Annotated in this window: 11 protein-coding genes; 8 read left to right on the forward strand and 3 right to left on the reverse strand. The window is 49.9% G+C overall.

Annotated elements, in window-relative coordinates:
• Positions 1-189 precede the first annotated feature (189 nt).
• Entirely contained in the window at positions 190-801 is a 612-nt protein-coding gene (gene hpf / locus JMI88_RS12155) for a ribosome hibernation-promoting factor, HPF/YfiA family (RefSeq protein ID WP_201362097.1), read from the reverse strand.
• Between the two features lie 82 nt (positions 802-883).
• Positions 884-1,072 carry a hypothetical protein gene (locus JMI88_RS12160; protein WP_201362098.1) on the reverse strand — a complete coding sequence of 63 codons (189 nt, stop codon included), beginning with the start codon at positions 1,070-1,072 and terminating at the stop codon, positions 884-886.
• 412 nt (positions 1,073-1,484) lie between these two features.
• On the opposite strand from JMI88_RS12160, the gene JMI88_RS12165 reads away from it, so the two are divergent.
• The 3 genes from JMI88_RS12165 to nrdR all read left to right on the forward strand — a co-directional run bounded on the left by JMI88_RS12165 (position 1,485) and on the right by nrdR (position 2,539).
• Positions 1,485-1,625, forward strand: a complete 141-nt coding sequence (locus JMI88_RS12165; protein ID WP_201362099.1) for a hypothetical protein — start codon at positions 1,485-1,487, stop codon at positions 1,623-1,625.
• Positions 1,626-1,653: 28 nt separating this feature from the next.
• Complete coding sequence (locus JMI88_RS40650) at positions 1,654-1,938, forward strand: DUF6788 family protein (protein WP_373323823.1); 285 nt, start codon at positions 1,654-1,656, stop codon at positions 1,936-1,938.
• A 79-nt stretch (positions 1,939-2,017) separates the two neighbouring features.
• Positions 2,018-2,539 (forward strand): transcriptional regulator NrdR, encoded by a 522-nt coding sequence (gene nrdR, locus JMI88_RS12170; RefSeq protein WP_201362100.1) that lies wholly within the window; start codon positions 2,018-2,020, stop codon positions 2,537-2,539.
• Positions 2,540-2,632: 93 nt separating this feature from the next.
• Here nrdR and JMI88_RS12175 read toward each other — a convergent pair whose 3' ends face one another.
• Positions 2,633-3,058, reverse strand: a complete 426-nt coding sequence (locus JMI88_RS12175) for a cyclic nucleotide-binding domain-containing protein (protein WP_201362101.1) — start codon at positions 3,056-3,058, stop codon at positions 2,633-2,635.
• A 306-nt stretch (positions 3,059-3,364) separates the two neighbouring features.
• Here JMI88_RS12175 and JMI88_RS12180 point away from each other — a divergent pair, with 306 nt between their 5' ends.
• From JMI88_RS12180 to JMI88_RS12200, 5 genes are all read left to right on the forward strand, one after another.
• Positions 3,365-5,605, forward strand: coding sequence for a tetratricopeptide repeat protein (locus tag JMI88_RS12180; protein WP_201362102.1), 2,241 nt, complete (start codon positions 3,365-3,367; stop codon positions 5,603-5,605).
• Positions 5,606-5,802: 197 nt separating this feature from the next.
• On the forward strand, positions 5,803-6,579 hold the full coding sequence (locus JMI88_RS12185) for a hypothetical protein (RefSeq protein ID WP_201362103.1): 777 nt from the start codon (positions 5,803-5,805) through the stop codon (positions 6,577-6,579).
• A 67-nt stretch (positions 6,580-6,646) separates the two neighbouring features.
• Positions 6,647-8,098: a hypothetical protein gene (locus tag JMI88_RS12190; protein WP_201362104.1), complete on the forward strand. Its 1,452-nt coding sequence runs from the start codon at positions 6,647-6,649 to the stop codon at positions 8,096-8,098.
• A gap of 251 nt (positions 8,099-8,349) precedes the next feature.
• Entirely contained in the window at positions 8,350-10,098 is a 1,749-nt protein-coding gene (locus JMI88_RS12195) for a peptide ABC transporter substrate-binding protein (protein WP_201362105.1), read from the forward strand.
• A gap of 516 nt (positions 10,099-10,614) precedes the next feature.
• Positions 10,615-12,342 (forward strand): peptide ABC transporter substrate-binding protein, encoded by a 1,728-nt coding sequence (locus JMI88_RS12200; RefSeq protein WP_201362106.1) that lies wholly within the window; start codon positions 10,615-10,617, stop codon positions 12,340-12,342.
• Positions 12,343-12,877 lie beyond the last annotated feature (535 nt).

Genomic DNA, 12,877 nt, shown 5'->3' on the forward strand with positions numbered 1-12,877 from the left:
TCCCCAGGCCCAAGGGCGCTCTGATTCCCATTGTCATGGACTTCAGGCACTTTCTGAGAGAGTGTCGAAGGCGCGTCAGGGGCTGCAGGCACGAAGCGCATGGTTTCACAAACGCACCGTGGCCCTCTACCATATACGGTAGAGGGCCACAGCACTAACCAGCTTTCAGCGAGTAACGAGTCATCCCTTTTATTCTTGCGCTGGCACCAGCAATCCGTACCCGCCAGTGTCCAGCTTATACATCACGTTCACGCTATTGGTTTCTTCATTAAAGAAAGGATAGAACGAGTTCCCACTTTTCTCCATTTGCTCAATTACTTCATTATCAGTCATAGGCTTCGTGGGCAAACGGCGAATTTCCAATACTTTGGACCAGATCTCCTCATTATGCTCATCCTCCATCGTTGGGGAAGGCACCTCGGTATCTTCGTATTCATCCAAAGACGAAAGCACGCCCGAACGAGAGAGAGAAAGAATTTTAATAGGGGTGGCATGCTGCCGTCGCTTGGTCTGCCGATCTTTCTGACGACCAAGTTGCGCGACAACTTTATCGAGAACTATATCGAGGGCGGCACTGGCACTTAAGGCACTTACCTCACTATGAATAGCATGTGAGTTGCCAGTCAGTGCAAGGTGAACACTGTAACGATCGCTAGCACTACGCGTCTGTTCTTCCGCAACGGTTACTTCGACGCGCGCTTCATCATTAAGCCAGCGTGCAAGGCGCTGCACCTTGCGCTCGATCCGCTGACGTAATTGTGGTGTGACCTGCATCTGTTTGCTTTTGATAATAACTTGCATAGTTCGCTCTCTTTCCAATCCAACAACACAACGTAACGAACAAAGCAATGACTCGTCGCTGCAAAAGCGGGTACAGACACCATTATATCACCATGCCAAAAGCGTCGGCGGGCGCCCGGCGCCGGTAGAGCTCACTGGTAAACAAAATACCTTTTATAAGCATCACAATGCCATCACAATACGGAAAATCTGACTCAAACATCAATAGTGAGCAAACCAAAAGCAAGAAGATGGTAGGAGTCGTTTTGCCAGTACGCAAAAAGTGATCCATGATGCCGTTTTCTACATATGAAAAATGTGTTATACAAAAATACATTTGTACAAATGAAACATGCCAAAATATTAACAATGTTTAATTTTTTGTTGCATTAAATTCACCAAACGTTCATACAATGATGGTATTATATCAGTAGATTTTAAGGCCACTTCGACATGTATAGATGTGTGGAAGGGTACGTCAGGTACCCCACGTCTCTGCGGCGGGGGCTTGTATCAGGGGATGATTTCTGCCCGTCCGATGCAAGCCTGGACCTGACCAGACCCAGCCAGAGCGTTCTTCGGAAGGCTATCGGGCTACGATATCGGCAGTGTTGAAGAACGTACCCTGGAATGCGTGCCAGTCCCAGGCTCTATAACTTCTCAGTTAACCAGTCAGACGGGGTTCGAGGCAGTACTGAGGAGGTATGCAGACCGATATCCCCGTCGAGGCAAACATCACCCGCGTAAGCGGCGAGGTTTGTCCGTTCCCATCAAAAACGGACGCCCGCCTGGACAACACACGAGGAGAGATAGGAAGAAGGAGGCGTGCTCCTCCCCATGCCTGAAGGCAGGGGTTTCCGCACGATAAAAAAGATGACAGAGATACCTAGCAATCAACATATTACTTATCAGTTACAGTATCGTAAGTGTGGGAAGGCATCATGCAGCACATGCCGCAACGGGCAGGGGCACGGGCCTTATTGGTATGCTTACTGGCGTCAGGGCTCACGTTTGCGTTCCGGATATATAGGAAAAGTACGTCCTCCTCATCAGCAAAAGCACCCGGTTCCCATAGCAGCGGAATCCAGGACGTCAGCGTCGTCGGCTATCAAGTCTGAGGAATACGCAACGGCCACTGCATCTGCCGCGCTCGTGTAAAGATAAAAAACTGCCTCCAAGCGACTATATATGATAGAATATTCCTAACTTATATTCAGAACAAGGATTTGGGCACAGGATGAAATGTCCTTTTTGTGGAGGCACAGAGTCACGAGTCAAAGATTCCCGAGATATTGGAGACGCAATTCACAGGCGTCGAGAATGCGAACATTGCAAAGGTCGTTTTAGCACCTATGAGCGGGTCGAAAAATTTTCCTTGATGGTCATTAAACAAGACCAGAGACGCGAAGCATTTGATCGCCAGAAACTCTATGTTGGCATTCGCAAAGCCTGTGAGAAGCGTCCTTTGCCAGCGGGAGAAATCGAAAAAGCAGTTGAAGAAATCGAGCAAGAACTCTACCGCTTTGGCAAGCAAGAGATACCCAGCAATGTCATTGGAGAGCTCGTCATGGAACATTTACGACGGATGGATAAGATCGCCTACATTCGCTTTGCCAGTGTCTATCGATCTTTCGGAGATGTTGAGACGATGTTTGAAGAGATCCAAAAGCTGCTCAATCGAGAAAAACCAGACTCTAATAGCCTCAATCAATTCATAGAGCGTCATGACGCGGAGACTTATTCTCCAGACGATATATAGACAGAAAAGTGGGCCCGCGTCAGGATAACAAAAGAGTATCCCAATCAGAAAATCATTTGTGCTGGAATACTCTTCTTTTTTCTACCTGAATTATTATTCTGCGTGCGTATTTTCAGCTTTGCGTAAGCGGCGGCTCAAAACGGCCAGCAGTTTCAGAGCGACATCGGGATGATTGCGCAAAAAGGTGCGGAACTCCCAGACAGGAAGCAGCAAGGCAGTTACATTATCAACGGCAGTGGCTGTAGCCGAGCGAGGTAAATCATCCAGCAGCGACATCTCACCCAACACGTTTCCAGCGTTCAGGGTGCCCAAATCTTCCTCATGCCCTGCCTCTCTGGATTTCGTGATACGCACATTTCCGCTTGTAATGATGTAGAGACCAACCCCACTATCGCCTTGAGCAATGAGAGTTGCACCGGCATTGTACGAGCGTTCCTGGCAACTTTTCGCAAGGGCCTGAAGTTCTTTTTTATCTAAGGCGGAGAAAAGATCTACACGTGCAAGAGCGTCTTCATACATAATAAGAACTGCCTTTCAAAAATACTAACATTCGGCTGTCCCGTGAGTATTTTACTCAATAATAGAGCTGAGAATCCCAGCAAAAACAGCGGCTAACGTAAAAGCATATGCATATAGCTATTGCTATAACATTCTCCGCCATTATAGCACCCTCAAGCTCTCCTGTCTTTATTTTTTTGCAAGCAATCAGAGTTTCCTTCAGAGTTTTTTGACTTTCGAAAGTCACGGAATATACAATGAAGCAAGTACTTGATGCAATCAAAACATGAACACTCAACCAGGTATGGGTGTGAGGAATATATCTTTATGACTACATCAGAAAATGAAAAAAAAGAAAAAGATCGTCAGCAAGCAGAAAAACGCTTGCAGGCAGGCTTTACAGCCTACAACGATGGTAAATTAGACCAGGCGACTGAAGCCTTCGGGGATGCAGAGGTCCGTTTTCGCCTGAGTGGAGACTTCAAGCAAGCCGGCGATTGCCGGGCGATGATTGCCGATATTCAGGAACAGAATAACGCACTGGAGCAGGCGGTTAATAGCTATCAACGCGCACTCAAACATTATCAGGAGGCCGATCGTCCCTTATTAATGGCTTCCAGCGCACTCTCTATGGGGCATATAGAGCGACGCCTGGCCCACCTGGACCGAGCGCAGGATGCCTACCAGAATGCGCAACAGATCTATCGCAAGCAGCAAAATAGCAAGGGTCTGGGCAATGTGGAATTAGCGCTGGGGCACATTGAGCTGCAGCGTGCCAACATGAGTTATGCAACTGAACATTATCAGGATGCGATTCGCTATTTCAAAGAGGCGAATGAGACGACCAATGAGGCCGATGCCAGCCGTAGCCTGGCCGACATTCAGCGCTTACGCCGCCAGTTTAACGAGGCTGAGACGGCTTATAAACGGGCGCTAGAGATCTACCAGCGAACCGGCGATAACTATGGGATCGTAGATGCCCAGGTGGGGCTGGGTCGTATTTATATCGATCAGGAGCGCCTGGACGAGGCGACAGCCGTGCTGGCCGACGCCCTCAATCTGGCAGGCCTGATCGAATATGAATTAGGGCAGGCCGATGCCAATCTTGGTCTGGCCGAGATCAATTTCATCCAGTCTCAGGTTGATCAGGCACTGATCGCCGCCCAATCCGCGCTGCAAACCTATACCAACCAGCACAACGCCCTGGGCACAGCCAGCGCGGGCCGCGTATTAGGCGAAATTAATCTGCGCCGTGGCCAGCTCTCCTACTCCAGCTCGATCATGGAGCGCTCCCTGCGCACCTTCCAGGCTACCGCCTATCGTCTGGGGCAGGCAGAAACGACCGTAGGACTGGGATTAGTGCAATATCGTAGAGGTTTTTTGAACCGTGCGAGCAAGACCCTGGAAGATGGACTCAAGCAGGCCCATGCACTCGACAATCCAATAGTCGAAAATCGAGCCCTGCTAGGACTGGCCCATGTACATAAGCAGCAAGGCGAGCTGAGCAAGGCAAAAAATATCTTCACTGACGCCCATGACCTGGCCGAAAAAACAGACAGCACCATCGGCATTCCGGCCCTGGCAGCAGCAAAAATAGGTCTGGCACGCCTGGCTATTTTAAGCGGCGACATGAAGGGGGCCGAGAGCCATCTAGAGGCAGCAGAGGCAGCAACCACCAACAACGTGCAGGCCAGGCAGCTGCTGCCCGAGATTCTGGCGGTACGAGCACAATTGCGCCTGGCTGAAGGAGATTTTACCGAAGCCGAGGCACTATATAGCAGTGCCCACAATCAGGCCGAAGCCCTCCAACAGCCAGAAGTGGCCGTAGAATCCTTACTGGGACAGGCCCAGGCGCGGCTATCACGAGGAGAACTGGAGTCCGCGCTCAATACCTTCTACGAAACTGGCCGCCAGTTCCAGTTGCTCGAGAACACCGATGGCGACGGGCTGGCCGTACTTGGTGTCGCCCAGGTCCACATCGGGCAGCAACAATGGGATGAAGCACTGGAAAACTGTGAAGCAGCACTGGTGCGCTTCAAGCAGACCGACGATCAGACTAACGAGGCCGATGCCCTGCTGACACGTGGACTCACATATCGCTCACAAGAAGAGCTGGACAACGCCCTCAACGACTTCGAACAGGCTCTGCGCCACTATCACCAGCAACGGCGCCCATTAGGAGTAGCCGACACGCGCTTTGCACGCGGCTCCATCTTCTTATTACGCAAAGATTTCGAGCGCGCCCGCGACGAGCAGAGCAAAGCCATCATCCAGGTCGAGCGCGTCATGAATAGCATCAATGCGCCACAGAGATGGGGCACATTCCTGCGCCAATATGCCGAGCAGTATGCAGGAACGGCCGTCACCGACTTACGCCAGCACAATGATACCCAGGCGCGTACACTACTACAGAACTTTGTACACATCGCCGGAGCAAAGGAGGTCACAGCATATCTACAAGCCTATGAGGAAGCGATTCCAGTGGGAGGAGACGAATTATCGGCCGAAGACATCCAGATCAACACCGATCTCGTCAAACGCCTGGCTCTGCTGCGTCGTAGTTTATAATAAGGCAGAAATATTGCTATCGATGATATACTAGAAGGCGTGTCGAGTGCCCCCAAAGGGCTAAAATAATAGAAACACATTCCTTCTAAGGAGAACACAGGTAACAGCGAGAAAACCTGTGAAAAACAAATACAACCAGGCCAGGGCGAGTTCACAGAGCTCGCCTTCGACCCTGAAATTTGAAGGGACACTTCGTTATGGGTATACAATTCTTACGTGGGAATCCACAAGCTCCTAAAGGGCATGCTATTTTCATAGCAAGAAGTAGAAGCAACTCACGGATTGTCTATAGTACCTATTGTCTCGTACCGCCAATACCCATGTCGATCGCGAAGTACCTACCTCCACTCTTTGCCGCCCAGATTCCCTCGGAAGAATTACAGGGCGCAGAGAGTATCGCTGGCATGCCCATTCCCCCCATGCTAGAAGAAGGAATGAGCCTTGAGCAACTGGAAGCGCTGGCCGAACGCCGCGCAGACGATCTCTGCGATATTGGTTCTACATCGTCCGAAGAGGTAGAGCGCATGCAGATGGCTACCATGTGTAGCCAGGAATATGCTCAACTATATGCCAACTATATTTCTCAGGCAGAGCAGATAAGCCGAAAGCCTGCAGAGGCGGCAATTCCTGAAGCAACTCCAATTGATGAACTGGATACGGAAGAGCTCTTATTGCAAACATTATCTGAACGGCAGAAATTGGCAGAGGTAGGGAAACTGGTCGGTATGGCACGCTATGCACTGGAAGGGCAGGACAAAGCACTCCTCCAGGATACGCAACGGCGTATAGAGCGTCTGGCCCGTCTGTTACCAGACAAATATCGCGGCTCAGAGATCGTGAAAGCCGCGACCTCTCCCACCGAACGTGGGGCTAAATTGGCGGAACTTTATTTAAGCCGCGCGTACAAGTTATTAGATGAAGAATACGCAGAAATTCCCGGCATAGAAAATGCTATTCGCGAACTAAAAGAATAGTATCTGCTATTAGAAGCAAACTATGCATATTCTTATAAATACGTACTTACATATGTAGGAGTCATATATGGCTGCAGTAGAACTGAGAGTGGACCTCTCAACGCTGATTGATGCGGTAGTCAGTGAAGATAACGCACGCATTATTTCTAGCGCCCGAAGCTTATTAGAACAAGAACGTAACGCCGATGTATTACTTGGTCGTATCGGTATGATGGCCACCAAGGGTGATCCAGAAGGTCATGTCAGTATTACACTCGCGGCGGCAGCAATGCTGGCGCGTTTTCTTCGCGCACGTCCAGCGCCATTAGATACTGAAGTTCCACCACAGATACGCACCCTGCCGCTGTTTATGCGCGCGCTGATTACCGCCGCACCAGCAATTCGCAATGGTCAAAACGTCACATACGAGAAGCCGCAACCGCTCTTCCCAAGTGCGTTTCTCGATCAGGACAAAAGCGTCAACCAGGTCATGAATGAAGCCATTCAGAAAAATGACCCCCTGCTGGCCGAGCGCATCTTGCTCGGATTGTATGGAACAGGTGCCGATTACCGCACGCTACAGGTACGCGCCTACGAGGCGGTCTCAACCACCTTCGCCAATGGCGGCCATCCCTTGATGTATACTGCACGCGGCTTCCAGTTGCTGGATGCGGTCGAATGGGGTGAGTATGTGCCTGAGTTACTGCATTGGCTGGCCCCACACCTCCCCATTCAGCCCAACAAACCTGAAGCAACCTGGATTCAGACCGTGCGCGAATTTACCTCGGACACCAAAAAACACAGTCTGGCCAGCGTGCGCACACGTCTATCGGCCCCTAAAAACGCGAATGCGCTGCCACTGCAGCAAGTTCTGCTCAGTAACGCAGAGACCGCCGAGGTCTGCCAGAAGGTCTACGACGCCATCATTCCGGGTGAAGCATCTCCACGTGCGGTCGCTTCAATCGTCGCGCTCGCTGCCGCAGAGATCATCCAAAAAGTAGGCGACGGAGATCGCGACCTCTTCATTCGCGTCTCACATGGTTTGCTGTTTGCCTCAGCGGTCCGCAATGTTTTCAGCCAGGTACAGGATGAAGAAGTGTATAATCTGATCTTTACCTCCGCCGCCTATATCAATGCCCTCTATAAAGAAGTGACAGCACAGGCACAGGAAGTGGCCAAACCGGCTGCAGCCGCCACAACTACCGCGACCGGCGGTGGCTTGATCGCTATCAGTCAATTGGAAACCCTGGAGGTCCAATTAAAAGAGAAAGATCTACGTGGGGCCCTCCATACAGCTCAGCGCTATCTGAACTTAGGACATGATGCGCGAGCCCTCTTTGGAACGATCAGCCTGGTCGCCGCCTTGAACGACACAACGATCGACCAGGGCCATTCATTGCAGATCGTACAGGCCGCGGGCGAAGAATTCATCAACTGGCCCAAGGAATTGGCCAGCACCAACATCGAGAACTACCTGCATATTGCTCTGCGTGCCGCCGCACTGGGCAAACGCGACTCGCTCGTTTCACAGCTGTCGTAGAGAGTGTCTGCCTCCCAGTGCACTGGGAAGCAAAGCGCCCCCTTACGGGCGGGCGCATACGCCCGCATTTTATTATATATTGTAGAAAATGTGCTTCGCACATTTTCTACAATATATAATAAAACTTCTTGAGCACCGAAGGTGCGAAAACGCATGCGCAGCAAGCACGCTCTAAGTCAAGCGCGACTACTCCTCATCATCATGACATAGATCAACGATTATTTCTGCCGCACTGAAAGAGAAGGCTTCAAATGCCGATAAAAAATACAGACTATCACAAACGCAGGCAAAATCCTCTCTACGCTCTTTTACTGGTTGCCAGCCTGATCCCTCTTGTCTTATCGGCCTGTAGTAATCCATTTGGAGGGGGCAATGACACGACTACCAGACAACCAACAAAGGCACCACACAACCAACAAACCTATACCGCGCCCCTGGTAGGCGTGACTGACTTTGATACGCTGGATCCCGCCCTGGCCCATGATCCCTCCTCAATACAAGCCATTCAAATGCTGTATACAGGACTGGTCCAGAGCGACGATAAACTACAGGTGCATCCCCAGCTTGCCCAATCCTGGCACCAGGAAAGCGATGGCGTCACCTGGACCTTTAAGTTAAGACCGCACCTGACCTTTAGCGACGGCACGCCCCTTACCTCGGCAGATGTCGCATATAGTCTCAATCGCGCCCTCCAGCCGGCAACCAAATCGACGGTCGCGCCTATTTATTTGCGCCTGATCAAGGATTCCGATCAACTACTGGCAGGACGCGTCTCAACTTTATTGAACGATAGCATCCTGACGCCAGATGCGCAGACTGTAGTCATTGTCACCAACAAACAGTCTGCCTACTTCCTCTCCATGCTTACCTATCCCTGTTCTTATGTAGTGGAAAAGAAACTGATTGACAAATATCAGACCGGCTTTACAGACCATTTAAATGAAGGTGGTGGCGCTGGTCCATTTAAGGTAGCGACCTATACTCACCGCTCGCGCATCGATTTTGTGCCCAACAGCCACTACTATAACCAGACACCACAGCTACAAAAGGTTTCCTACATCTTCTATCATACCGCCCAGGAAGCCTACCAGGCTTACACGAATAACCAGCTAGACATGACAGGAGTGCCGTTAAACACCCTGGTCAACGATAAGAAGCGCAAAGATTATCACCAGGTACCCCAGCTCTGGATCAACTACTATACCATGAACTATCTGACCAAACCGTTTGATAATATTCACATTCGGCAGGCCTTTGCGCTGGCCATCGATAAAACGGCCATCGCCAGAAATGTCTGGCAGGACACCGTGATAGCCACCAATCATATCGTGCCTGTCGGTATGCCTGGTAACAACACGCATATTACCGGGCCCGATGGAACAGACAGCTTGAAAGGGAATCCTCAAAAGGCCCAGGCTCTATTACAGCAAGGATTGCAAGAGGAAAAGATCAATTCGGTTACCGCGCTACCACCTATTCAGCTGACGTATATTTCAGGTGTAGATGGTTTTGATCAAGAAGTAAAAGCCATGATCCAGGACTGGCAGAAAGTCCTCAAAATTCAGGTCACAGCAAGTCCTGTAGACTATAATACGTTGCTCGATAAAGTTACTGGTGCCACCGGTAATGCCAATGGTATTCAAATGTGGGGCCTGGCCTGGGTTGGCGAATATCCCGATCCTCAGGATTGGCTATCACAGCAATTTGCGAAGGGCGCGGTCAATAATAATTTTAACTATGGCCAGAACACCAGTACTACCGCGGCACAGCAGCAATTGGTACAGCAGCAACTGGCAGATGCAGACATGAATCGCAATGCCAACGAACGGTTCCAAAGCTATCAGCAAGCCGAACAGCAGCTCATCAATGATGTCGCCTGGCTACCAATGGAGCAGGTAACCGAAAACTTTTTACGCAATCCCAACATCATTGGCATCAATGATAACGCCCAGAACAGCATCCCACCCGATGACTGGGCCAACATTTATCGCGTTCAATAATGCCGCCAAGCAACGCTAAATGCACCTTACGCCATCTGCCAGCAAGCTCTTGCAGATGGTGTTACACAAAATGCCTGGTTATGCTGGCCAGGCATTTTTATCAATAGAAAAAAGAAATACTCGCCACGCAACGAGCTCATTGTGATTTCCCTTTATGCAAGATACAAACTCTTTTCACTTTCTCTATTTAAATCAGTCAATTCATGTGAGATTTAGTCAAAGCCTGACGTAATTACTATATAAAGACCAATAAACACAGATATCTCACCATTGAGATAGCCGTTTATCTTTATGCTGGCTCCCCCAATGGCACTGTGAATGGTTAATGAATGCATGATCATGGAAATATAGCTTTTCAAAAGTAGAATGAAAAGAATTCCATGAGAAATGAAGAAGGCGTCTCGCATTTACCATCAAACACAATTTATCTACTACAACTATGCGTGATGGACAAAGCGAAACAGCACCTTCCCAATCAATTATCTTGATTCCTTTATGTAACAAGGAGAAGTCTTCATGCGATCGACAAAGAAATCGGCCTTAGGGGTCATTGCAACAATGCTGATCCTGATGGCAACTGTGCTGAGCGCCTGCGGTGGCAGCGGGTCACCACTCCCCGGGACCGGCAACAACACGGGTGGCAAAGCACCGGCTGACAAGCAGGTATTTAACTGGCCACTTGCTGGTATCGCAGACATCAAAACGTTCGACCCTGCGATGGCCACCACCCAGACATCCTTACAGGCCATTGGTATGGTCTTCACCGGACTTGTCACTCTGGATAACGACCAGAAAGTCGTTCCCGAATTGGCCGATTCCTGGTCAGCTTCCGATGGTGGCAAAACCTGGACCTTTAAGCTAAAACCCAATCTGAAGTTCAGTGACGGCACACCGGTAACATCAGCTGACGTTGCATACAGCCTGAATCGTGCATTACTGCCTGACCTTGGTTCTCCTGCTTCTCCTAGCTACTTGAACCTGATTAAAGACTCAGACAAAATGCTGGCTGGCAAAATCAAAACCATCATTGGTGACAGCGTACTGACTCCTGATCCCAACACCGTTGTCATTAAGATCACCCAGCCTGCTGGCTACTTCCTGTCAACCCTGACCTACTCGACCGCATATGTGGTAGAGAAAAAGCTGATTGACAAATACGGCAACAAAAACTTCACCGACCACCTGACAGAGGGCGGCGGCACAGGTCCTTTCAAAGTCCAGGAGTATACTCACGGCAAGCGCATTGTCTTCGTACCTAATGACAACTATGTCAAAGCCAAACCAACCATCAAAGTTGTCAGCACCTTCTACAAAGATGCCACAACCACCTACGAGGCCTACAAAAATGGCCAGGTTGACCAGGCCGCTGTTCCAACCGACTTCTTGAACGAAGTACAGAGCAGCAAAGAGTACCACAAGATACCGGTTCTCTCCATCTTCTACTATGGTTTGAACTTCATGGCCAAGCCTTTCGACAACCTCAACATCCGTAAGGCCTTCGCACTGGCCCTGAACAAAGACGAGATGATGAAGGTCGTCTTTAAAAACGTTGATGTCCCAACCAATCACATTGTGCCAAGCGGCATGCCTGGCTACAATGAGAACCTCAAAGGTCCGGACGGCACAACCAGCACAGCCGGTAACCCAACCCTTGCCAAACAGTTATTTGACAAAGGCTTGAAAGAAGATGGCTATGCCAATGTCGCCGCCCTGCCCAAGATCAAATTCCAGTACGCAAGCGGTAGCGCTGACACCGACAAAGAGATCGCCGTCGCTGTCCAGCAGTGGAAAGACGTTCTGGGCGTAACCGTTCAGGCTGTTCCCACCGACTTTGAAACCTTGAGTGCTTCGCTGCCGAAGACCGTTGGCAACGCTAGCGTGCAGATGTTCGAGAGTGGCTGGGGCGCTGACTATCCTGATCCTCAGGACTTCTTGACCCTTCAGTTCGCCCCTGGTTCTCCCAACAATCAGACAAACTGGGGTCAGAATAAAACAACTGACTCTGCTATCCAGGTCCAGGTTCAGAAGGCTCTGGCTGCCGCTGACACTGAGCAGGATACCACAAAACGCATACAGGCTTACAACGACGCTGAGCAGACTCTGGTCAACGAAGTTGTCTGGTTGCCAATCTTCCAGCTGGCTCGTTCCCGCGTGCTGAAAAGCTACGTTGTGGGTCGTACCTTCAATGCTGGCGACTCAACCCCTCCATTCGAGTGGGCTAAAGTCTATATTGCCAACCACTAAGCAAGCAGTACTGCTGTGGTAGGGCAGGCAAAGCCATAGCAATCATGCTCCGCCACAGTAGTCAGGGATAATGAATGGGAAACTATTCATTATCCCTGATCTTATGGTCGCACAGTGTCGTGAAATAGCAGTGTAGCTAAGACATATGCAGAGTTTGTTGTAGGGTATACATACTTAGCATCAGGGCCTGGCCAACTGAATGTAGCATAGCCAATTACCTTGACAATAATAACGCCCTCACATAAAATAGCAAAAATTAGCTCATGTATCAATCATCTGTTGTCAACATATTCCAATGGATATCTACCGAAAGGTGCCTTCGCGTGGATAAGCCCACCAGGCAGCAGTATCATGTATACACGAGCGACCGTCCCTTACATTCTCCGTTATGGAGACTACGAGAAACATTTGGCGTGCAAAAACAAAAGTATTGTAACTCAATCCAGTATTCACTGAAGTTTATTGTTAGCTACATTGCATTCGTTTCATGTGCACGACCATTGTTACCCTCCAAGTGTTTGACAAGGGAGTAGAA

The sequence above is a fragment of the Dictyobacter formicarum genome, from assembly GCF_016587435.1.